This is a genomic window from Streptomyces sp. NBC_01450 (assembly GCF_036227505.1).
Taxonomy (GTDB): domain Bacteria; phylum Actinomycetota; class Actinomycetes; order Streptomycetales; family Streptomycetaceae; genus Streptomyces.
In genome coordinates this window covers 7575792-7599307 of record NZ_CP109480.1, presented here as the reverse complement: position 1 = coordinate 7599307, position 23516 = coordinate 7575792, and the positions used below count along the sequence as shown (strand labels likewise).

At 71.1% G+C, this 23516-nt stretch carries 16 protein-coding genes and 2 pseudogenes; 11 read left to right on the top strand and 7 right to left on the bottom strand.

The window, feature by feature from the left end:
• Entirely contained in the window at positions 1–1512 is a 1512-nt protein-coding gene (locus OG568_RS33765; protein WP_329536533.1) for a membrane-associated oxidoreductase, read from the top strand.
• A gap of 144 nt (positions 1513–1656) precedes the next feature.
• Positions 1657–3759, top strand: a complete 2103-nt coding sequence (locus OG568_RS33760) for an alpha-galactosidase (RefSeq protein ID WP_329534277.1) — start codon at positions 1657–1659, stop codon at positions 3757–3759.
• A gap of 98 nt (positions 3760–3857) precedes the next feature.
• Here OG568_RS33760 and OG568_RS33755 read toward each other — a convergent pair whose 3' ends face one another.
• A complete protein-coding gene (locus OG568_RS33755) occupies positions 3858–4268 on the bottom strand; it encodes a gamma-glutamylcyclotransferase family protein (RefSeq protein ID WP_329534276.1) in 411 nt (136 codons plus the stop codon).
• Positions 4269–4466: 198 nt separating this feature from the next.
• On the opposite strand from OG568_RS33755, the gene OG568_RS33750 reads away from it, so the two are divergent.
• Positions 4467–6137 carry a M4 family metallopeptidase gene (locus OG568_RS33750; RefSeq protein WP_329534275.1) on the top strand — a complete coding sequence of 557 codons (1671 nt, stop codon included), beginning with the start codon at positions 4467–4469 and terminating at the stop codon, positions 6135–6137.
• Between the two features lie 167 nt (positions 6138–6304).
• Here the strand turns inward: OG568_RS33750 and OG568_RS33745 are convergent.
• Positions 6305–6514: pseudogene (locus OG568_RS33745) on the bottom strand (MFS transporter); the annotation flags it as partial.
• A 324-nt stretch (positions 6515–6838) separates the two neighbouring features.
• Between OG568_RS33745 and OG568_RS33740 the strand changes: the two are divergent.
• From OG568_RS33740 to OG568_RS33730, 3 genes are all read left to right on the top strand, one after another.
• Positions 6839–7360, top strand: a complete 522-nt coding sequence (locus OG568_RS33740) for a hypothetical protein (RefSeq protein ID WP_329534274.1) — start codon at positions 6839–6841, stop codon at positions 7358–7360.
• A 171-nt stretch (positions 7361–7531) separates the two neighbouring features.
• Entirely contained in the window at positions 7532–8161 is a 630-nt protein-coding gene (locus OG568_RS33735) for a class F sortase (RefSeq protein ID WP_329534273.1), read from the top strand.
• A 227-nt stretch (positions 8162–8388) separates the two neighbouring features.
• Positions 8389–9345: a S1C family serine protease gene (locus OG568_RS33730; protein ID WP_329534272.1), complete on the top strand. Its 957-nt coding sequence runs from the start codon at positions 8389–8391 to the stop codon at positions 9343–9345.
• A gap of 13 nt (positions 9346–9358) precedes the next feature.
• On the opposite strand, the gene OG568_RS33725 is transcribed toward OG568_RS33730, so the two are convergent.
• Positions 9359–10141: a sulfite exporter TauE/SafE family protein gene (locus OG568_RS33725; protein ID WP_266414116.1), complete on the bottom strand. Its 783-nt coding sequence runs from the start codon at positions 10139–10141 to the stop codon at positions 9359–9361.
• Between the two features lie 392 nt (positions 10142–10533).
• On the opposite strand from OG568_RS33725, the gene nirB reads away from it, so the two are divergent.
• The 3 genes and pseudogenes from nirB to OG568_RS33710 form a co-directional block, all read left to right on the top strand.
• Complete coding sequence (nirB, locus tag OG568_RS33720; RefSeq protein WP_329534271.1) at positions 10534–13185, top strand: nitrite reductase large subunit NirB; 2652 nt, start codon at positions 10534–10536, stop codon at positions 13183–13185.
• Positions 13182–13532: a nitrite reductase small subunit NirD gene (gene nirD / locus OG568_RS33715; protein WP_329534270.1), complete on the top strand. Its 351-nt coding sequence runs from the start codon at positions 13182–13184 to the stop codon at positions 13530–13532. Before nirB ends, nirD begins: the two co-directional genes overlap by 4 nt.
• 58 nt (positions 13533–13590) lie before the next feature.
• Positions 13591–13707 (top strand): annotated as a pseudogene (locus OG568_RS33710) (SDR family oxidoreductase); the annotation flags it as partial.
• A gap of 40 nt (positions 13708–13747) precedes the next feature.
• Here the strand turns inward: OG568_RS33710 and OG568_RS33705 are convergent.
• The 4 genes from OG568_RS33705 to OG568_RS33690 form a co-directional block, all read right to left on the bottom strand.
• A complete protein-coding gene (locus OG568_RS33705) occupies positions 13748–14683 on the bottom strand; it encodes an oxidoreductase (protein ID WP_329534269.1) in 936 nt (311 codons plus the stop codon).
• A 53-nt stretch (positions 14684–14736) separates the two neighbouring features.
• Positions 14737–15093, bottom strand: a complete 357-nt coding sequence (locus tag OG568_RS33700; RefSeq protein ID WP_443077805.1) for an FtsX-like permease family protein — start codon at positions 15091–15093, stop codon at positions 14737–14739.
• Positions 15094–15300: 207 nt separating this feature from the next.
• A complete protein-coding gene (ppdK, locus tag OG568_RS33695) occupies positions 15301–18051 on the bottom strand; it encodes a pyruvate, phosphate dikinase (protein ID WP_329534268.1) in 2751 nt (916 codons plus the stop codon).
• Positions 18052–18504: 453 nt separating this feature from the next.
• Positions 18505–19788 carry an ROK family transcriptional regulator gene (locus tag OG568_RS33690; protein ID WP_329536532.1) on the bottom strand — a complete coding sequence of 428 codons (1284 nt, stop codon included), beginning with the start codon at positions 19786–19788 and terminating at the stop codon, positions 18505–18507.
• A gap of 128 nt (positions 19789–19916) precedes the next feature.
• Between OG568_RS33690 and OG568_RS33685 the strand changes: the two genes are divergently transcribed.
• Entirely contained in the window at positions 19917–21575 is a 1659-nt protein-coding gene (locus OG568_RS33685; protein WP_443077804.1) for an MGH1-like glycoside hydrolase domain-containing protein, read from the top strand.
• Positions 21572–23509: an amylo-alpha-1,6-glucosidase gene (locus OG568_RS33680; RefSeq protein ID WP_329534266.1), complete on the top strand. Its 1938-nt coding sequence runs from the start codon at positions 21572–21574 to the stop codon at positions 23507–23509. The genes OG568_RS33685 and OG568_RS33680 overlap by 4 nt, the downstream gene beginning before the upstream one ends.
• Positions 23510–23516 lie beyond the last annotated feature (7 nt).

Below are 23516 nucleotides of genomic sequence, written 5' to 3'. Positions count from 1 at the left end.
ATCGATCCCGCCGGTCTGACACCCGCGGAACGCCGTGTCTGGGAGGCCTTTCCGCTCGGCGAGGGCGTCGACTTCCGCGAGGAACCCGCCTCCGGAGGGAACCCCGCCGACGACCCCGCGGGCGGCGCCTCCTGGGGTCCCGAGCGGACCGTGCGCGCCGAGGTGCTGCGGGCGCTGCTGATCGACGGACCGGCGCACGACGGTGAGATAGCCGGCCTGAAGCTCACCGGCGCGCGCATCACCGGACAGCTGGATCTCGTGTACGGGACGGTCGAGCAGGCCGTGCGGCTGCGGTTCTGTCATTTCGAGCGGGCTCCGACGCTGTACGGAGCACAGCTGCGCGCCCTGGTGCTGAGCGACTCGTGGCTCCCCGGGCTCACGGCGGGGAACCTGCGCGTCGACGGGGTGCTGCGGCTCAGCTGCTCCCGGGTCACCGGCCCGGTGCGGCTCCAGGGCGCGAAGATCTCCGGCGCCGTCTTCGTCAACGGAGCGCGGCTCGGCTCCCCGGCCGCACCGGACACCGACGCGGGGGACACGACCGCGGAACCGGTTCTCCAGCTCAACCACACGGCCATCGGCACCGACGTATGGGCCGTCGGCCTCGTCGCGCACGGCCAGGTACGGCTGAACGGGGCCACGGTCGGCGGCCAGGTGAACCTCGACGACGCCGACCTGCGCGTGCCGCCGGGCGAGACCGCCCTGCACGCCGAGACCCTGTCGGTCGGCACCGACCTGCGGGCCACGCGGCTGCGTGCGCGGGGCCGGGTCAACCTGAGCGGGGCGCGCATTCCCCACCAGCTCAATCTGGCCTACGCCCGGCTGGCCAACCCCGGGGGCCCGGCCCTGCGCGCCAGCAGTTGCGTCATCGGCGAGTTGTGGCTGCGCGAGGCCACGCCGATCGTGGGCACCGTGAACCTGCGCCGCTCCCAACTGGACCTCCTGCACGTCCCTCCGCACGTGTGGCCCGACCGCGTCCGGATCGACGGCCTCAGCTACCGCACCCTCGCCCCGCATCTGCCCGCCGAGCAACGGCTGCCGCTGCTGGAACGCGAGGAGGGCGGCTATCTCCCGTACGCCTACGAGCAGTTGGCTGCCGCGTACCGCACCGCGGGCGACGACGCCGCCGCGCGCACGGTCCAGCTGGCGAAACTCCGCCGGCACCGGCGCGCCCTCCCCCGCTACGCCAGATTCTGGGGCCGGCTGCAGGACGTGGCCGTCGGCTACGGCTACCGCCCGATGCGCGCGGCGGGCTGGCTGCTGTTGCTGCTGTGCACCGGCGCGACCGCCTTCGCGCTGCACCGTCCGCCCGCCCTGAAACCCGCCGAGGCGCCCGGCTTCAACCCGGTCTTCTACACCCTCGATCTCCTGCTGCCCCTCGTCGACTTCGGTCAGGAGACGGCCTTCGCGCCGCGCGGCTGGTACCAGTGGCTCTCGTATCTGCTGATCGCCACCGGCTGGATCCTGGCCACGACGATCGCGGCGGGCGTCACCCGCTCCCTGAACCGTCAATAACGCCTCCGGCCCGGCAGCCCCGCGGTGAACGGCTCCTGGGAATGTGCCCGTTGGCAGGTGCCTCCGGCACTAACATGAACCCCTGCCAACCACCGCGCCGTGGCTTTGGACCGGTGCGGGAACGACTCGGCGGCGGGGGATCGCGTGACGCAGGAGTTCAGCTACCGCTGGGGCCATTCCGCACTCACGGCCGACTTCGACCTGGACGGCCGCACACCCCGTCTGGTCCGGCTGACCGTGCCCGGTGAACCGCGGCCCGAGAACGTCACCGAGACCGCGGGCGCCGCGCTGCCGCTCGTCGACGTGACCCTCCTCGGGCAGGGCACCGGCTGGTCCGGGCCGCGTTTCACCGGTACGGCGCTCGGGCAGCGCCTGACCCATCGCGCCCACCATGCGGCGTACGGCGACGGCTGGCACCACCTCACCGTCCAGCTCCAGGACCGGCGGGGCGGCCTGACCGTCTTCGTCGAGTACTCCTCGCCGGACGCGGTGCCCGTGCTGCGCGCCCGCGTCCGGCTCCGCAACGACGGTGACACGCCCGTCACCGTGCGCTCCGTGAGCAGTCTGCTGCTGGGCGCGCTGCCCTCGCCGGACGTACTCGACGTGCACCGGGCGCGCAACGACTGGCTCGCCGAATGCCGTTGGTACGCCGAGGAGTTGCGGGAGTCCGTGCCCGACGTCGGCCGGGCGTTCCACGGGCACGACGGGCGGGCCGGGGTGCGGCTCGCCGGGCACGGGAGCTGGCCCACCGACGGGCATCTGGCGATGGGCGCGCTCACCGACCGCACGGACGGGCGCTGCTGGCTCTGGCAGATCGAGTCCGCCGCGAGCTGGCTGTGGGAGGCGGGCGAGGCGGACCACCACACGTATCTCTCCCTGAGCGGCCCGACGGCGGACGACCACCAGTGGCGTCAAGTCCTCGCCCCGGGTGCGGAGTTCACCTCCGAGTACGCGGCCCTCGCGCTCGGCGACGGCTTCGACGGGGCGCTGAGCGCGCTGACCGCGTACCGCCGCCGGATCCGTCGCCCGCACCCCGACCACGACCGGCTCCCCGTCGTCTTCAACGACTACATGAACACCCTCATGGGCGACCCGACCACCGAGAAGCTGCTGCCGCTGATCGACGCGGCGGCCGAGGCGGGCGCGGAGTACTTCTGCGTCGACGCCGGGTGGTACGACGACGAGGGCGGGGATGGGGATGGGGAGGGGGAGGGAGACGCGGGCGGGGGGTGGTGGGACAGTGTCGGCGCCTGGCTGCCCGCGACGCGGCGCTTCCCCGGCCCCGGCGGCCTCCAAGCCGTGCTCGGCCGGATCCGGGAGCGCGGGATGGTGCCGGGGCTGTGGCTGGAGCCCGAGGTGGTCGGCGTCCGCAGTCCGCTCGCCGCCGAGCTGCCGGACGAGGCCTTCCTGCGTCACGAGGGCGGGGTGCGCGTCACCGAACAGGGTCGCCACCAGCTGGACCTGACGCATCCGGCCGCCCGCGCGCACCTCGACCGGACGGTCGACCGGATCGTCGTTGAGTGGGGCGTGGGCTATCTCAAGCTCGACTACAACATCACCACCTCCGCGCCGGGGCTCCTCGACCACACGCGCGCCTGGCTGTCCTGGCTGTCGGCCGTCCTGGACCGCCACCCGGGGCTGGTCGTCGAGAACTGCGGGTCGGGCGGCCTGCGCATGGACGGCGCGTCGCTGGCCGTGGCCCAGCTCCAGTCCACCTCGGACCAGCAGGACCCCCTGCGCTACCCGCCCATCGCGGCCTCCGCGCCGACCGCGGTGCCGCCCGAGCAGGGGGCCGTGTGGGCGTACCCGCAACCGGAGTTCACGGACGAGGAGATCGCCTTCACGCTCGGCTCGGCGCTGCTGGGGCGGGTTCATCTCTCCGGCCACCTGGACCGTATGACGTCACGTCAACTCGGTCTGGTGCGGGACGCATTGGTGACATACAAGGCCGTCCGGGTTGATCTGTGCCAGTCGGTGCCGTTCTGGCCGCTGGGGCTGCCGGGGTGGCGGGACGCCCGGGTGGCGCTGGGGATGCGGGTGCCGTTCCTCGACACCACGTATGTGCTGGTGTGGCGCAGGGCGAGCGACGACGCCGAAGTCGCCCTGCCCATCGTCCACTTGGCGGGGCGCGAGGTGCGGGTCGATGTGCTGCACGGGGCGGTGGGGCCGGTGGCATGGGACGGGGTGGCGCTGCGGGTGACGCTGCCGCGGGCTCCGGCGGTGCTGCTGACACGCCTCACCGTGTAGCGGTCACCTGGGCGGGGCGCTCCTCTTGCCCACCCGCACGAGTGCGCTCCTCGATGACAGGTGTGCCGGCGCCCTCGGTGACGGACGTGCCCGTGCCCTCAGCGACGGACGTGCCAGTCCCCGCCCTCGATGAGCGTGCCGCCGGCCCGCAGTCGTGCGGCGACCGCGGGGGCGGCCACGTACACCCAGGCCCGTACGGCGGTGCCGTCCGAGCGGGTCACCTCCCGCGCCACCCGCTCGTACAGGTTGCGGGGGTCGCCCGGCACGTACTCCTCCAGCCGGTCGAGCGCGCCAAGCAACTGCCCGTACGCCTCCGGGAGCGCGGTGACCAACTCCCCGTGCACGACACCTCCGGGCGCCTCGACGGCGTACGGATACCCGGGCCCTTCGTACAGCACGGCTCCCCGCATCCGCCCCGGCTCCTCCGACTCGGTACGGCCACGGAGGAACAGGTCGTGGTTGTGCCCGCCGGGGCGCAGGGTGCCGTAGACGAAGAAGGGGACGGTCACTCGGCGGTCTCCTCGTCCACGGCCCTCTGAACGACGGGCGTCTCCATGATCGTCTCTCATTCGTGAGGGTGCTGAAACGATTCTCTCCACACCTCGCGGAATCGCGCATGAGCTATGGACATGACATGTCGTGGACCTTTAAACCTGAGTCGACATCAGCGCCCCCACGCGTCTGAGCGCCCCTCCCCGAGGAGACCGATGAGTCGGATCCGGATACGGCAGACCCGAGATACCCGCCGGCACACCCGAAGCTCCCGCCTGGCCACGGCCGGTATGGCCGCGGCCGCCACCGCCCTGCTGGCCGCCGCCCTGACCCCCACCGCCGGCGCCACCGACCGGCCCAGCCGGACCACCGCGATCGACAACGCCGCCGCGGCCCTCGTCAAGGAAGCCGCCCGGCTGGGCCTGACCTCCACAGAGGGCACCAGTGTCCGTGACGTCGTCGTCGACGCGGACGGCGGCCAGCATGTGCGCTACGACCGCACCTACCGAGAACTGCCGGTCCTGGGCGGCGACTTCGTGGTCCACCTCGCCCCCGACGGCTCCTACCGCGGCGCGAACCGCGCCACCACCCGCGACCTCTCCGTCCCCACCACCACACCCGCGCTCGCCGCCCCGAAGGCCGCCGACCTGGCCACCGCCGCGCTGCGCGCCGCGCACCTCGGCGAGACGCTGAAGAAGGTGACGGCCGCGCCCCAGCTCGTCGTGGACGCCCTGCACGGCGCGCCCCGGCTGGCCTGGCGCACCGACGTGGCGGGCCAGGACTCCCTGGGCAACCCGGTCGCCCGCACCGTGCTGACCGACGCCCGCACCGGACGGCAGATCGACGCGTGGGACAGCATCGAGACGGCGACGGGTGACGGCCAGTCCCTCTACAGCGGCACGGTCGCGCTGGAGTCGACCCAGTCAGGATCGACGTACCAGCTCAAGGACCCGACGCGCGGGAACACGTACACGGGCGACGCGGCGAACAAGACGGACCTGTGCATCCTCGGGATCTGCGTCAGCCGGGCCCCGGCGACCCTCTTCACGGACACCGACAACCACTGGGGAACCGGGGCGGCTTCGGACCGTTCCTCGGCCGCGGTCGACGCCCAGTACGGCACGAACGAGACCTGGGACTACTACAAGAACATGCACGGCCGCACCGGCATCGCGGGCGACGGCAAGGGCTCGTACAACCGCGTGCACTACGGCAGCAACTACAACAACGCCTTCTGGGACGACACCTGCTTCTGCATGACGTACGGAGACGGTGACGGGACGACGCTCGGGCCGCTGGTCGCGCTCGACGTCGCCGGTCACGAGATGTCCCACGGTGTCACGTCGAAGACGGCGGCGCTGACGTACTCGGGCGAGTCCGGCGGGCTGAACGAGGCGACCTCCGACATCTTCGGCACGCTGGTGGAGTTCTACGCGAACAACTCCACCGACCCCGGGGACTATCTGATCGGCGAGAAGATCGTCCGCTCCGGCTTCGGCAAGCCGGCCCTGCGCTTCATGGACCAGCCCTCCAAGGACGGCAACTCGGCGAACTGCTGGAGCTCCTCGGTCGGCAATCTCGACGTCCACTACTCGTCCGGCGTCGCGAACCACTTCGCGTACCTGCTCGCCGAGGGCAGCGGCGCGAAGACGATCAACGGGGTCAGCTACAACTCCCCGACCTGCAACAACTCGACGGTCACCGGCATCGGCCGGAACAAGCTCGGCGCGATCTGGTACCGGGCCCTGACGGTCTACATGACGTCCTCGACGAACTACGCGGGCGCGCGGACGGCGACGCTGAACGCGGCGAAGGACCTGTACGGGGCGGGGAGCACGGAGTACAACGCGGTGGCGGCGGCCTGGTCCGCGGTGTCCGTGAGCTGAACCGACGGTGGTAGGGGGTCGGCCCGGGCCTGTCGTCCCGCATCGGGTCCCGGGTCGGGTCCCAGGTCGGGTCCCAGGTCGGGTCCCGGGTCGGGTCCCAGGTCGGCCCCACCACCCCCGGCCCCATACGTCAGGCGCGCCGGCCGGGCCTCGACCGGCCGGCGCGCCTGCGGCACACGCTCGCGCCGGGGCGGCAGGAGCGGGGTGGCAAGGAGGATCAGCCCGGCGAGCGCGATCGCGGCGCGGAGGCCGACGAGAGTGCCCAGCAGGCCCCACAGCGCGGTCATCGCCGCGGTGGCGAGCTTGCTGGTCACCGACCAGGCGGACAGGGTACGCGCGACCCGGTCCGCCTCGGTCCGTTCGAGGCGATAGGTGGCTGATCGACGGCCGGCCGCTCACTCCCCGTACGGCCGCCGCTCCCCGGCCTCCCGCAACGCCCGCCCCCGTCACCCGTTCGCACCCCCTCCCCCCGCTCTTCGGGTTCTTTGCCACGACACACCAGCCGTACGCCGATGACCTGCTGGAACGCCGTCGATACGACCCCTCCGGCACCCCCGTCCGACGCCCTTTCCCCACATTTATGACGCTCCGTCAGGAAGCGGGCCCGGCCGACTGCCACTTACCTCGGAAAGGCAGGGGCACGACCGACACAGCGGCACTTGGGGGTGCCGCCGGCCGCGCCCCCTCGGAGGAGCACTGCCATGCGACGCACAGCCCGTCTGCTGACCGGTACCGCGCTCGCCGTCGCCGCGGCGAGCCTCGCCACCGCGCCCGCGTACGGCGGGTCCACCGAGAGCCTGGAGGTGTTCCCCTCCACCGTCGTCCCGGGGGCCGACGTCACCGTCAACACGGCGGCGTGCGGCACGGACGGCACCGCGACGGGTGACGCCAGCGCGGTCGGCGCGGGCATCTTCATGCTCGCCGCCAGCACCCACGAACAGGACGTGATCGGCCAGTTCAAGGTGCCACCGAGCGCCCAGCCGGGGACGTACGAGATCGTCGCGAAGTGCTCCCGCGGCCGACAGGTCACCGGCGACCTGATCGTGAACCTGACCGCCACACGCGAACAGATCCATCTGCCGCGTGGGCATGTGAACACGGGGGTCGGCGGCGCACTCGGCTCCGACCCCGTACAGACCGCGGCGGGAGTGGCGGCCCTGGCCGTCGCCGCCGCGGGCGGTACCTGGCTCCTGCATCGCCGGGCGAGAGGCGACAGGATCTGACGGACACCCTCCGCTGTCCGTCCGCCGGTACCGCCGTCCCCTCCCCCTCCGTGGCCCGACGCCCCTCGCGGCCCGGAGGGGGAAGGGGACCCACGACCACCACCGCGGTTGCGACCACGGCGACCGTCACGACCACAACCGAGCAAACCCTGACCCCGAGAGGAGGCTCACATGCGCCGGGTCAGCAACACCGCGATAGCTTCCGTCACCGTGGTCGCCCTCTGCTCAGGCACCTGGCTGCTGCACAACGGCACCCAGGTCCACCCGCCACCCCAGCCCTCCGCCGCCCAGGCGGGCACCGGCGACGCCCGCCGGCAGGGCGCCCCCGCGCTCCGCCACTCCCCGCCCGAGCGCATCCGCATACCCACCATCGGAGTGAACGCCCCTCTGATGGGCCTGGGCCTCACCCCGCAGGGCAGCCTGGACGTCCCGCCCGCCGAGCAGAAGAACCTCGCGGGCTGGTACCAGGCCGGAATCACCCCCGGCGAGCGGGGCACCGCGATCGTCGCGGGCCACGTCGACAACGCCAAGGGCCCCGCCGTCTTCTACAACCTCGGCGCCCTCAAGAAGGGCAGCGCCATCGAGGTGTCGCGCCGCGACGGCGGCACCGCGCTGTTCACCGTCGACGCCGTCGAGGTCTACGCCGCCCGCGACTTCCCGGACGAGAAGGTGTACGGCGCCGCGTCCCGCCCCGAACTGCGCGTCATCACCTGCGGCGGCGACTACTCGAAGGCCACCGGCTACCAGGGGAACGTGGTCGTCTTCGCCCACCTGACGGGGAGCCGGGCCGAGGCCGTTTGACCCGCGGTCCTGCTTCACCGCGACAGGCGTTTGCAGGAGCATTAGCCTGAAAGGGGCAGATTTTCTCCCCGGCTTGAGTGTTGGGGCCTCCAGCCGGGAGCTGGGAGCGCCTTATGCAGCCGATAGCGCGAACGGCCGTCACCGCCGTGTCAGCCATTTCTTTGAGCTGTTCAGTCATGGCGACCGGGGCGAGAGCGGACGACTCACCGAAGGAGATCTTCGAGAAGGTGGCGCCCGCGACCGTGCAGGTACTCGCCGGCGATATGGCCGGCACGGGAGTCATCTACGACGCCGACCAAGGCCTTGTCGTCACCAACGACCATGTGGTCGCCGGTCAGACCTCCATCCAGGTCCGCATAAAGGACGGTACGCCCGTTCCTGTACGGGTGTTGGCCAGCGACCCCTGCGAGGACCTGGCGGTCATCAAACTCGCCACGCCACAGGACGACCTCCAAGAGGTGCAGTTCGGCGACAGCGGTGATCTCGGGCAAGGGGACGAAGTGACCGCGATCGGCTATCCGACGGGGGCCGGCGACATCACTCACGAGAAGGCCGTACTCACCACCGGTGTGGTCCAGTCGCCGGACGTCCCCCAGGAGGGTCAGGTCAGTGCGCCCAACCTGCCGTCGGCCGTGCAGCATTCGGCGACGCTCAACCAGGGCAATTCCGGGGGCCCCCTGCTCAACGACAAAGCGGAGCTTGTCGGAATCAACACCTACAGTCTCGAAGGCGCCGAGGGGCAGTACTACTCCATCAGCAGCGACCACGCCAAACCTCTCCTCAAAGGGCTGGCCGACGGAAAGAGCAAGAACAATCCGGGATGGCAGAACCTCCTCGCGCTCAGCGACCCCAATTTCGTCTCCTACTTCGTCGAGGAGGACCAAGCCACCCAGAAGAACCTGCAAAAGCGCCTCACCGAGAAGGGCATCGACGGTCTCTACGTGTCGAGCGTGACGAGCAACTCTCCGGCCAGTGTGGCAACCCTTCAGGCCGGTGACGTCATCACCCACATCAAGGACACTCCGGTCACCAGCTTCCCTCAGATGTGCGACATCCTTCGGTCGTCCGCGCCGGGCGAGAAGCTCAAAGTCAGCGGCGTGTTCACGGCCGCAGGGAAAGATGTCAACGGGGTGCCCGTCAACGTCGGCGACCCCTGGGAAGTCAACATGGCGCTGAAGAATTGACGTCCACCCGCCGCTACGCGATCCACTGCTGGTACGCCAGATTCGCCACCAGCGCGAAGACCACCGTCAGCAGCACCACCCGGACGAACCCGCTGCCCTTCTTGAGCGCGGTGTGCGCCCCCACCGTGCCGCCCACCAGGTTGAACACGGCCATCAGCGCGGCCAGTTGCCAGTACACCGTGCCCTTCCAGGCGAAGGTCGCGAGGGCGCCCGCGTTGGTGCAGCAGTTGACGATCTTCGCCGTGGCGGAGGCGGTCACCAGGTCGAAGTGGAGCAGCGCGGTCAGCGCCAGCACCAGGAACGTACCCGTGCCGGGGCCGATGAGCCCGTCGTAGAAGCCGATCCCGAGCCCCGCGAGCCCGATCGCGGCCAGCACGCGCCGCGGGGAGACCGGCTCGGTCGAGGGCGCCGTACCGAAGGCGGGCCGCAGCATGACGAAGGTCCCGACGCCGAGCAGCACCACCATGACCACCGGCTTCAGCACGTCCGTACTCATCCCGGCGGCCACGAAGGCGCCCGCCGTGGAACCGGTCAGCGCCGCGAGCCCGATCCGTACGGCCAGCCGCACATCCACCGGCGCCTTGCGCGCGTACGTCACCGCCGCACCCGTCGTCCCGACGATCGCGACCGCCTTGTTCGTCCCGAGCGCGTACGCCGCCGGTGTGCCGCCCGGCAGCCCGAGCAGCATCGCGGGGAGCAGCAGCAGCCCGCCACCGCCCACCACGGCGTCGATCCAGCCCGCCGCCAGGGAGGCGAGGCAGAGTACAACGACGGTGGTCAGCGATATGTCGGGCATGATCGCGACCCTATGTGACGGGATAGATGCGCCGTCCATGGATTGTGTGAAGCCTGAGCGTCTTCTGAGGTTCGGCGTCCTCCGTAGTTCGGTGTCCTCTGCGGTTCGGCGTCTTCCGCGGTTCGGCCCGGGGCCCGGGGTCCCGGGGGTTCGGCTGACCCCACCAAACCCTCACAACCGGGCGCCGCTCCCGCTGAGGGCAGCGTTCCCCCCGGGAAACAGCCGTGATGCGACCGGGTAACACCGGCATCGCAGGCTGCGGTGCATGACCTCGAATGCGCCCGCTCCCTGACCCGGATCGCCCTCGCCCTCGGCCCGGGAGGGAACCGCACCGCTCCCCCGCGGACAGCGCCCCGCTGCTCCACCTGCTCACCAACGACGGAGGCTCCTAAATGTCCACGGACACGACGATGACGGCGGCGGCGAACGCCACCGACGGCAGCGCGCACACCATCGTGCTCGTCGGCCATGGCATGGTCGGCCAGCGCTTCCTCGAAGCGCTGGCCGAGCGCGGCCTGACCGCCACGCACCGGGTGGTCGTGCTGTGCGAGGAGCCGCGCCCGGCGTACGACCGCGTCCAGCTCACCTCGTACTTCTCGGGCCGCACCCCGGAGGAGCTCTCCCTCACCGACGCCGCGTTCATCGCCGAGCACGGCATCGAACTGCGCCTCGGCGACCCGGCCGAGACGATCGACCGGGAGGCCAGGCAGGTCACGGCCCGCTCGGGTCTGGTCATCACGTACGACACCCTGGTCCTGGCCACCGGCTCGTACCCCTTCGTGCCGCCGGTGCCCGGCAAGGACGCCGAGGGCTGCTTCGTCTACCGCACGATCGAGGACCTGCTCGCCATCGAGGAGTACGCGAAGGCGCGGGCGACGACCGGTGCGGTGGTCGGCGGCGGCCTGCTCGGGCTCGAGGCGGCGGGCGCGCTGAAGGGGCTCGGACTGGCCACGCACATCGTGGAGTTCGCGCCGCGTCTGATGCCGGTCCAGGTCGACGAGGGCGGCGGCGCGGCGCTCCTGCGCACCATCCAGGACATGGGCCTGAGCGTGCACACGGGCACGGGCACCCAGGAGATCGTCACGGGCGACGACGGCGCCGTGACCGGGATGAAGCTCTCCGACGGCTCCCAACTCCCCACGGACCTGGTGGTGTTCTCGGCCGGCGTCCGCCCGCGCGACCAGCTCGCCCGCGACACCGGGCTCACGGTCGGCGAGCGCGGCGGCATCACGGTCGACGACCAGTGCCGCACCTCGGACCCGCGCGTGTTCGCGATCGGCGAGTGCGCCCTCGCCTCGGACGGCCGGGTGTACGGCCTGGTCGCACCCGGCTACGAGATGGCCGAGACGGCCGCCGCGACGATCGCCGCGGACGAGGCCAGCTTCACGGGCGCCGACCTGTCCACGAAGCTGAAGTTGCTCGGCGTCGACGTCGCGTCCTTCGGCGACGCGCACGGCACCGGCGCCGACTGCCTCGACGTCGTCTACTCCGACTCGCGCTCGGGCACGTACAAGAAGCTGGTCATCGGCCGCGACGGCGAACTGCTCGGCGGCATCCTGGTCGGCGACGCGGAGGCGTACGGCACCCTGCGGGCCTTCACCGGCTCCGTGCCGCCGATCGCCCCCGAGCAGCTGGTGCTCCCGGCGGGCGCGGGCGCCCCGGTGGCCCTCGGCCCCTCCGCGCTCCCCGACTCCGCGGTCATCTGCTCCTGCCACAACGTCACCAAGGGCACCATCCGCGGCGCGGTCACCGAGCACTCCTGCACCACCGTGCCCGAGGTCAAGAAGTGCACCAAGGCCGGTACGGGCTGCGGGAGTTGCGTCAAGGTCCTCGGCCAGCTCGTCAACGAGGAACTGGAGGCGAGCGGCGTCGAGGTCGACCACGGCCTGTGCGGCTGCTTCTCCCAGACCCGCGAGGAGCTGTACGAGATCGCCCTCGCGCTGCGCATCCCCTCGTACCGCGTCCTGCTGGACCGCTACGGCCGTGAGAGCGCCCGGGGCGGCGAGGGCTGCGAGACCTGCAAGCCGACCGTCGCCTCGATCATCGCCTCCCTCGCCCCGGCCATCGGCGCCAGCGGCTATGTCCTGGACGGCGAGCAGGCCGCCCTCCAGGACACCAACGACCACTTCCTCGCCAACCTCCAGAAGAACGGCTCGTACTCGATCGTGCCGCGCATCCCCGGCGGCGAGATCACCCCCGAGAAGCTGATCGTGATCGGCGAGGTGGCCCGGGACTTCGGCCTCTACACGAAGATCACGGGCGGCCAGCGCATCGACCTCTTCGGCGCACGCGTGGAACAACTCCCCCTCATCTGGGCGAGGTTGGTGGACGCGGGCTTCGAGTCCGGGCACGCGTACGGAAAGGCCCTGCGGACCGTCAAATCCTGCGTCGGCCAGACCTGGTGCCGCTACGGCGTCCAGGACTCCGTCCGCATGGCGATCGACCTGGAGCTGCGCTACCGGGGTCTGCGCTCCCCGCACAAGCTCAAGTCGGCGGTCTCCGGGTGCGCCCGCGAGTGCGCCGAGGCCCAGTCCAAGGACTTCGGCATCATCGCCACGGCCGCCGGCTGGAACCTGTACGTCGGCGGCAACGGCGGCGCCACCCCGCGCCACGCGGACCTGCTCGCACAGGACCTCTCCGACGCCGAACTCGTCCGCCTGATCGACCGGTTCCTGATGTTCTACATCCGCACGGCGGACCGCCTGGAGCGCACATCGACCTGGCTGGAGCGGATTCCGGGCGGCCTGGACCACGTACGCGAGGTGGTCGTGGAGGACTCGCTCGGTATCTGCGAGGAACTGGAGTCACTGATGACCGCGCATGTCGCCGCCTACCGCGACGAGTGGGCCGAGACCATCAACGACCCCGAGAAGCTGTCCCGGTTCGTGTCCTTCGTGAACGCCCCGGACACCCCCGACCCGGTCGTCGGCTTCGTCCCCGAGCGCGACCAGATCAAGCCGGACCTGCCGCTGCTGAGCATCGGCCGCCGCCCCCTGGAAGCCCTGGACACCATGGAAGCCCTGGAAGGAAGTGCCCAGCGATGACCCTGGCACCCGAGACGATCGCCCTCAAGGTCCAACTCCGGCTGGGCGACACCTGGTTGGCCCTCTGCGACCTGTCCGCACTGACGCCGGGCCGCGGAGTCGCCGCCCTGCTCCCGGACGGCGGCCAGGCGGCCGTCTTCCTCGACCGCGTGGGCCGGATGTACGCCATCGACAACCGCGACCCGTTCAGCGGCGCGGCGGTCCTCTCCCGCGGCCTGATCGGCTCCCACCAGGGCCGCCCGTTCGTGGCCTCGCCCCTGCTGAAGCAGCGGTTCGACCTGGAGTCGGGCCGGTGCCTGGACGACGAGACGGTACAGGTGACGACGTACGAGGTCCGGACTTCCTGACGTCCGGGGTGACCGGAACCTCCTCGCGCCCCCGGTCACCCCGGCTTGTCGGGCCTCACTGGCCCGCGTCTCGAAGACCGAGGAGATGGCGGCGGCCGTCCTCTACCTGGCATCGGACGACGCGGCGTCGATCGTGGGCACCGACCTGGTGGTGGACAGCGGAAGCGCCCTCTGACGCGAGCCGGGGCGGGCCGGACGCGAACCGGGGACTCAGGTCACTTCAGACCTTCGTACGTCACGCCGGTGAGCTGCTCGGAGGCGCTCCAGAGGCGCTCGCCTGCGGTGTCGTCGCGCGTCCACCCGGCCCGCCAGGAGCTCGCGGGCGCGCCGCGCCACATCGCGAACGAGGGTCCGGTGAACGAGTCGGGCCGTACACCGGGCGCGGTGGCGGCGTACAGCGTGGGCAGCGCCCCGGCGTCCGGGCTCTGCGCGAGGATCCGGTTCCCCATCTCCATGACCCGCTCGGCGCCCTTGCGCCCCGCGAGCTTCGGGCCGGCGGTCTGCAGGTTGGTGGAGGCGTACCCGGGATGAGCGGCGGCGGCGACGACATCGGACCCGACAGCGGCCAGCCGCCGCGCCAACTCATGGGTGAACAGAAGGTTGGCGGTCTTTGAGCGCCCATAGGCGACCCAGCGCCGGTAGCCGCCGCGCCGGCTGTTGAGGTCATGGATGTCGATATTGGCGAGCACGTGGAACATGCTCGACACGGTCACGACGCGTGCGCCCGGGGTGGCGAGCAGCGCGGGAAGCAGCAGGCCTGTGAGCGCGAAGTGCCCCAGATGATTGACCCCGAACTGGGTCTCGAACCCATCGGTGGTACGCGCGAACGGCAGAGCCATGACGCCGGCGTTGTTGACCAGCACATCGAGCCGCTCGCCATACACAAGGTCGAACATCGCCGCGAACTCCGCCACGGAGTCGAGATCCCCGAGGTCCAGCCGTACGAACTCCACGTCCGCACCCGGCACTTCGGAGGCGATCCGGTCCCCCGCCTCACTGCCCCGCGCCTCGCTCCGACAGGCGAGCACGACCCGCGCCCCCCGCCGCGCCAGCTCACGCGCCGTGACGAACCCGATCCCGCTGTTGGCCCCGGTGACTACGGCCGTGCGGCCACGCTGATCAGGGATATCACTCACATTCCACGCAGTCATACCCAGACCCCTCTCAACCACTGTCCGTCACTCACCGTACGCTCACCGTACGCTCAGTCTCGCCTGATCAACTCGGGATCAATCCTCCGCCCCACCAGCGGCAACGCGCCCACGGCGGCGACGACCAGCACCCCGAGCGCACACGCGAGCAGCAGCGGAACTCCGTCCCCGTCCCAAAAAACGGCGCCACCCCCGGTGACCAGATAGCTCGACTCGGCCATCTTCCCCACCACCACCGCCAATACCAACCCCACAGTCAACGGCAACACCACCTGCACCACCTGCACAGCCAGCAAGGTCCGCGCCCGCGCCCCCAACAACGCCAACGCGGTAACCTGCGGCCGCCGCTCGACGGCGCGGTCGGTGGCAGCGACGAGATAGGGCCTTTGGCCTGTGAATCGCCATCCCATCAGGTGATCCGGGAGCACGAGAGCACGAGCGGGCGCCGACCTCGACGTGCCGTCTGATCACTGTCCGTGACATGCGGACGGCTGGCCCCGGACGCACGACGGGGCGGCACCTCGCACAAGGTGCCGCCCCGTTTCTTTCTTACGCCGGAGCCGTCGGCCGTCGGTGAGGGTCGGGGTGACCGTCGGCGGCTCCGGAGTTCCGGCGAGCTAGCGGTGGTCGCTGCCCTTCGCCGTCGAGGCCGCGCGGCCCGCCTCCAGGCGTGCCACCGGGATCCGGAAGGGGGAGCAGGACACGTAGTCCAGTCCCACTTCGTGGAAGAAGTGGACCGACTCGGGGTCGCCGCCGTGTTCGCCGCAGACTCCGAGCTTCAGGTCGGGGCGGGTGGCGCGGCCGGCCTGCACGGCCGACTTCACCAGGGAACCGACACCGTCCCTGTCGATGGTCTCGAAGGGGGAGACGCCGAAGATCCCCTTCTCCAGGTACGCGGTGAAGAAGCTCGCCTCCACGTCGTCCCGGGAGAAGCCCCAGACGGTCTGCGTGAGGTCGTTCGTGCCGAAGGAGAAGAACTCGGCGGCCTCGGCGATCTGACCGGCGGTCAGGGCGGCCCGCGGGAGTTCGATCATCGTGCCGATGGCGAGCCTGAGGTTCGTGCCGGCGGCCGCCTGCACCTCCGTGATGACCTGGTCGGCCTCCTCGCGGACGATCTCCAGCTCCTGGACCGTGCCGACGAGGGGGATCATGATCTCGGCCCGCGGGTCGCCCTTGGCGTTCTTGCGTTCCGCCGCCGCCTCGGCGATCGCCCGTACCTGCATGGTGAACAGGCCGGGGATGACCAGGCCCAGACGTACGCCGCGCAGACCCAGCATCGGGTTCTGCTCGTGCAGGCGGTGCACGGCCTGGAGCAGGCGCAGGTCGTTCTCGTTGGCGTCGCCGCGCGACTCGGCCAGCGCGACCCGTACGGACAGTTCGGTCACGTCGGGCAGGAACTCGTGCAGCGGCGGGTCCAGGAGACGGATCGTCACCGGGAGGCCGTCCATCGCCTCGAAGAGTTCGACGAAGTCCCGCTTCTGGAGGGGGAGGAGTTCCTTGAGGGAGTCCTCGCGCTCCGCCTCCGTGTCGGCCAGGATCAGGCGCTCGACCAGTTCGCGCCGGTCGCCGAGGAACATGTGCTCGGTGCGGCACAGGCCGATGCCCTGCGCGCCGAAGCGGCGGGCGCGGAGGGCATCCTCCGCGTTGTCCGCGTTGGCGCGGACACGCAGTCGGCGGACCCGGTCCGCGTACGCCATGATCCGGTGCACGGCCGCGACCAGCTCGTCCGCGTCGTCGGCGCCCGCGTGCATCCGGCCCTCGAAGTACTCGACGACCGGGGAGGGCACGACCGGGACCTCGCCCAGGTAGACCTTGCCCGTGGAGCCGTCGATGGAGACGACGTCGCCTTCCTCGATGACCACTCCGCCCGGGGCGGTCATACGGCGGCGCTTGGTGTCGACCTCGAGTTCCTCGGCGCCGCACACGCACGTCTTGCCCATGCCGCGTGCCACGACGGCGGCGTGCGAGGTCTTGCCGCCGCGCGAGGTCAGGATGCCCTCGGCCGCGATCATGCCGTCCAGGTCGTCGGGGTTCGTCTCACGGCGGATCAGGATGACCTTCTCGCCCGAACGCGACCACTTGATCGCGGTGTACGAGTCGAAGACCGCCTTGCCGACCGCCGCACCCGGCGACGCCGCGATCCCCCGGCCGATCTGGTCGACCTTCGCCTGGTCGTCGAAGCGCGGGAACATCAGCTGCGCGAGCTGGGCGCCCGTCACACGCTGGAGGGCCTCCGCCTCGTCGATCAGACCCTGGTCCACCAGCTGGGTGGCGATACGGAAGGCCGCACCCGCCGTGCGCTTGCCGACGCGGGTCTGGAGCATCCACAGCTGGCCGCGCTCGATGGTGAACTCGATGTCGCAGAGATCCTTGTAGTGGTTCTCCAGGGTCTCCATGATCTGCATCAGCTGGTCGTACGACTTCTTGTCGATCGACTCCAGCTCGGCGAGCGGGACCGTGTTGCGGATGCCCGCGACCACGTCCTCGCCCTGGGCGTTCTGGAGGTAGTCGCCGTACACGCCCTGGTGGCCGGAGGCGGGGTCGCGCGTGAACGCGACGCCCGTGCCCGAGTCGGGGCCGAGGTTGCCGAAGACCATCGAACAGACGTTGACGGCGGTGCCGAGGTCGTGCGGGATGCGCTCCTGGCGGCGGTAGAGCTTGGCGCGGTCGGTGTTCCAGGAGTCGAAGACCGCGTGGATCGCGAGGTCCATCTGCTCGCGCGGGTCCTGCGGGAAGTCCCGGCCGGCCTCGGCCTTGACGATCCTCTTGAACTTGGTGACCAGCTTCTTGAGGTCCGCGGCCTCCAGCTCCGTGTCGACCGTGGCCTTCTTGGCCGTCTTCGCCGCGTCCAGCGCGTCCTCGAAGAGCTCGCCGTCGACGCCGAGGACCGTCTTGCCGAACATCTGGATGAGACGGCGGTACGAGTCCCACGCGAAGCGGTCGTCGCCGGCCTGCTGGGCGAGGCCCTGGACCGACTTGTCGGAGAGGCCGATGTTCAGGACGGTGTCCATCATGCCCGGCATGGAGAACTTCGCCCCGGAGCGAACCGATACGAGCAGGGGGTCATCGGCCTGGCCGAGCTTCTTGCCCATCGTCGCCTCGAGGGCCTCGAGGTGCGCACTCACCTCGTCACGCAGTGCCGCGGGCTCCTCGCCGCTGTCGAGGTAGGTCTTGCACGCCTCAGTGGTGATCGTGAAGCCCGGAGGGACGGGAAGGCCCAGGTTGGTCATCTCGGCGAGGTTCGCACCCTTGCCGCCGAGGAGGTCCTTGAGGTCCTTGTTGCCTTCGGTGAAGTCGTAAACGAACTTCGCCCCCTCGGCGCCGCTGTCGCCGCTCTCAGCTACGTGGGGATCTTTGTTTTCCGACACGAGTCTCGACTCCTCGACGTCGCGGTGGCTGCCCTGACGGCGAGGAACATACCCAGATCGAAGGCGTCTGGGTACGTCTACTTGCACGTCATGCGCCTGTAACCACCCGTCCGCCACTCGATTGAAAGTCAAGCCTTGGCAAGCGGTGACGGAGAGATGTTTTCACTTCTTGAACGGATCGACGCCCTCAAAAGGAAGTATACGCTCAGATGAGCGGCAGCCAACACGTCTGAGTTTAATCGATGAACGATCAAGGGGTGGCACTGAGTGCCACCCCTTAGGGAAGTGCAGTCGCTCAAGATCCGCTCATCTGAGCATCACCCCTATCAAGGGTGGCGAGAATCACGCAGTAAAGACGGGCGGAATTTCATCATGCGGACCACGGTGTGGACGCGACGCGGATACGACACACGGATGTCATACGCCCCGCCGTCCATGGGCGCCACACGGGCGTCACACACCCAGCGCCGCCAGCCGTTCCTCCACCCGCTCCGGCGCGTACAGGTACTCCACGACCAGCGCCCCGGCCCCCACAAGACCCGCCCGCTCCCCGAGCCGCGAGGTCACCACGTCCAGATGAGCGGTCGAACGCGGCAGCGCCCGCTGGTACAGCAGCTCGCGCACACCCGTGAGGAACGGAGTTCCGGCCAGATCCCCGGCGATCATCAGCACGCCCGGGTTCAGCAGGGTCACCACGGTCGCGAGGACGTCCCCGACCTGCCGCCCCGCCTCCCGCGCGAGCGCCATCGCCTCCGGGTGTCCGGCCGTCAGCAGGTCACGCACATCCGATCCGGAGGTGGCCGGGACGCCGGACTCGGCGAGCCTGCGCGCCACCGCGCCACCGCTCGCGACGGCGGCCAGACAGCCGTACGAACCGCACCGGCACAGCGCGTCCGCGCCCACCCGGATGTGCCCGATGTCGCCGGCGCCCCCGTCGACGCCCCGGTAGACGGAACCGCCGACGACCATGCCCGCACCGATACCGGTGGAGACCTTGACCAGGGCGAACGCCGAACAGTCCGGATACCCGGTGCGCTGTTCGCCGTACGCCATGAGGTTGGCGTCGTTGTCGACGAGCACGGGGATCCGGGTGCCGCCCCTGGTGATCCCGGCGCTCCCGGTGATCCCCGCACCCCCCGCGCCCTCGACGCCGGCGTGCTCGGCGAACGCGCGTCCCAGGCGCCCGCGTATGTCGTAGCCGTCCCAGCCTGGCATGATCGGCGGCTGCACCACCTTGCCGGTCTCGGTGTCGACCGGGCCCGGCACGGCGAGTCCTATCCCGCACACCGCGTCCGCGCGCTGCCCGGCCTTCTCCAGCAGCTCGGCGAACCAGCGGCCGAGTTCACCCAGCACGGCGTCCGGGCCGTCCTCTATGCGCAGGCTTCCATGGTGCTCGGCCTGGATCTCGCCGCTCAGCGAGACGACGGCGGCCCTGCCGTGCCGGGTGTCGAGGTCGGCGGCGAGGACGACGGCGTGTTCGTCGTCGAACTCCAGGGTGATCGAGGGCCGGCCGCCCTGCGGGGAGTCCACCGGGCCGCCCGCGCCCTCACGCAGCCAGCCCGCACGGAAGAGCCGGTCGAGACGCTGGCCGACCGTGGCCCGCGACAGACCGGTGGCCTGCTGCAGCGCGCCGCGCGTCGTGGCACGCCCGCTGCGTACCAGTTCGAGCAGATCTCCGGCGCTCGCCTGATGCCCGGCCCTCATGGCCTTCGCCGCCCTTCCCGCCGTCCCCGCCATGCCTGTCATGCCCAACCCCTTGCGCTCACCAACTCTGCATTACATATTGAGTTTTGCGTGTTAAATAGACGTAACCCTACGGTACCTAGTGCCGAACCGATCGGCCGGACGTCTTCGGGGAGACCTGAGTGGACAGCACAACCCAACTCACCATCCGCCGCACGGGGATCACCGCCCCCGTGCGCACCTCGGGTTCCCCCGCTCCGCCCGGTTCCCCCGAGATCACCCACTCCGGCGCACACGTATACGATCCCGACCGGTCCACCGGGTCGCTGCACCTCAGGGCCGCCCGGGTACTCGAAGGCAACTGGACGGGAACGTCCACGGTTCCCTCACGCGGCCTGTATCCCCACCAGTGGTCCTGGGACTCCGCTTTCATCGCGATCGGCCTGCGCCACCTGTCCCCCTTGCGGGCACAGACGGAACTGGAGACGCTGCTCGGCGCCCAATGGGGTGACGGCCGGATCCCGCACATCGTGTTCAACCCCTCCGTTCCGCTCGACGCCTACTTCCCGAGCCCCGACTTCTGGCGCTCCTCGACCGCGGGGCGCGCTGCGGGCGCCCCGCGCACCGTACAGACGTCGGGCATCGTGCAGCCACCGGTGCACGCGCTCGCCGCCTGGCTGGTGCACCAGGCCGACCCGGGCCTGTCCCGGTCGCGTTCGTTCCTCTCCCGGATGTATCCCCGGCTGGCCGCCTGGCACCGCTACCTGTTGCACCGCCGGGACCTGGGCGGCGGCGGGCTCGCCTCCGTGGTCCACCCGTGGGAACAGGGCATGGACAACAGCCCGTGCTGGGACGCCCCGCTGAGCCGTGTCACCCCGGCCGCGCCGCGCTCCTTCCGCCGCGCCGACCTCGACCACGGGTCCGCCGAGGACCGGCCCACGGACCTCGACTACGGGCGGTACGTGCGACTGGCGACGGACTACCGGGACGGCGGGTACGCCGACGGCGCCGGCGAGTTCGCCGTCGAGGACCCGGCGTTCAACGCGCTGCTGATCGCCTCCGAGCACGCGCTCGCGGCGATCGCTCAGGAACTGGGCGCGGCGGGGACCGCGCGACACACCCGCGCGGAACGGTTGACGGCGGCCCTGGTGGAGCGGCTGTGGGACCCGACGGAGGGGATGTTCTTCTGCCGGGACGTGTACGGCGGGGATGCGGGCGGTGGGCATGCGCACGGCGGAGGCGAGAGCGGTGCTCTCGGTTCGGAGCGGCGCTCCCGTCGGAGCGGTGATCTCGCTTCAGAGCAGCGCTCTCGTACCGGCGCGCTCATCCCCGAGCGCAGCGTGGCCGGGCTGCTCCCGCTCATCCTCCCCGCGCTCCCCCGCGACATCGCGGCCACCCTGGTCCGCACGGCGGGCGGGCCGCACTTCGGGCTCGGCGGGGTCGCCCGACTGGCGCCGAGTTACGACCTGACCGGCCACGCCTTCGACCCGCACCGCTACTGGCGCGGCCCGGCGTGGTTCAACACGAACTGGCTGCTGGAGCGCGGCCTGCGGCTGCACGGGGAGCACGGGCGCGCGGAGGAGTTGCGGGCCGCGCTGCTGGAGACGGCCGACTCGTCCGGGTTCGCGGAGTACGTGGACCCGTACACCGGCGAGGCCTGCGGCGCGCTCGGCTTCAGCTGGACGGCCGCGCTGACGCTGGATCTGCTGCACGAGCCCGCGCGGGCCGACCAGACACACGGCACACCGCCGCACACGTCACACACATCGCACGCATCAGGCACGCCGCATACGCCACACAGTTCATTCGAGACGGGCGCCAAGGGAGGGGACCGGGGATGACGGACCGGCATCATCTGCTCGTGCACGGTGGGACGTTCGCCGCCGTGGGCGACGGCGGGGACATCAGCGGGGTGCGCAGTGGCAGCTCCCCGGACGGGTTATTCGTACGGGACGCCCGGCACCTCAGCCGCTGGCAGCTGACCGTCGACGGCGCGGTGCCCGAGGCGCTGACGCCGGTCGCGGACGGCGACACGGCGCGCTGTGTGCTCGTCCCGCGCGGCGGGCGCAACGAACCGCCCGCGTACACGCTCTTCCGTGAACAGGCCGTCACCGACGGCGCGTTCGTGGAGGCGCTGCGCGTCACCAGTAACCGCCCGTCACCCACGACCGTGCGCATCGCGCTCACCGTGGACGCCGACTTCACGGACCAGTTCGAGCTGCGCTCCGACTACCGTACGTACGCGAAGATCGGCGCCGTACGAGGGCGTCAGGTCCTCGACGACGGGGTGGAGTTCAGCTACCAGCGCGGGGAATGGCGCTCCTGTACGACGGTCACCTCCGAACCGCCGCCGGACGGGGTCGAGGAGACCGGTACCGGCGCCCGGCGCCTCGTATGGACCCTGGACCTCGAACCGCACGCCTCGGCGGAGCTGGCCCTGCGCGTGGCGGCCCGCCCGCACGGGGCGCTGAAGGACCCGGAGGTGCCCGCCTCGCCCTCCGCGGCGAACGCACGACTCCTCGCGCTGGAAGGCGAGTTCGCGGAAGGCGTGCCCTTCCCGACCGGCTGGCCGGAGCTGGCCGCGGCCTGTGCGCGCGGGCTGTCGGACCTCGCGGTGCTCCAGGTCCCGGCGACGGGCCCGGACGGCGAGGAGCTGCGGGTGCCGGCGGCCGGAGTGCCGTGGTTCCTCACGCTCCTGGGCCGCGACGCCCTGCTGACCTCGCTGTTCGCGCTCCCCTACCGCCCCGAGCTCGCGGCCGCCACGCTGCCCGCGCTCGCCGCGACGCAGGCGGTGGAGGGGGGAGCGGGTGCGGTGGCCCAGCCAGGCAAGATCGTGCACGAGGTGCGGCACGGTGAGCTGGCGCACTTCGGGCAGGTGCCGTACGGGCGGTACTACGGTTCGGTGGACGCCACGCCGCTGTTCCTGGTGCTGCTCGGCGCGTACACCGAGCAGACGGGTGACCCGACCCTGGCCCGGCGTCTGGAGGCCAACGCCCGGGCGGCGATCGGCTGGATGCTGGACCACGGCGGTCTGACCTCCGTCGGCTATCTCGTCTACCGCGCGGACGGCGGCGGCCTCGCCAACCAGAACTGGAAGGACTCCCCCGGCGCCATCTGCTCGGCCGACGGGAGCCGTCCCAGTGGGCCGGTGATGGCGGCGGGCGCGCAGGGGTACGCGTACGACGCGCTGCGCCGCACCGCCCACCTGTCCCGTACGGTCTGGGGCGACGAGGTCTACGCGGCGCTGCTCGAACAGGCGGCGGGCGACCTCCGTGACCGTTTCCAGCGGGACTTCTGGATGAGTGAACGCGCCTTCCCCGCACTGGCGTTGGACGGTGACGGCCGCCAGGTCGACGCCCTCGCCTCGGACGCCGGGCACCTGCTGTGGTCGGGGCTGCTCGACAAGGAGTACGGCGAACTGGTCGGCCACCGCCTCCTGGAGCCGGACTTCTTCTCCGGCTGGGGTGTGCGCACGCTGGCCGCCGACCAGCCGGCGTACCACCCGTTGTCGTACCACCGCGGTTCGGTCTGGCCGCACGACAACGCGCTGATCACGCTGGGGCTCGCCCGCTACGGCCTGCACGACGAGGCCCGGACGGTCGCCCACGCGCTGGTCGACGCGGCCACGGCCGCCGGCCACCGTCTGCCGGAGGTCCTCGCGGGGTACGGCCGCGACACCCACACGGAGCCGGTGCCCTACCCGCACGCGTGCGTACGGGAGTCGCGGTCGGCGGCGGCTCCGCTGGCGCTGCTCACGGCGGTCGGGGGCGCTTGAGGGCCCC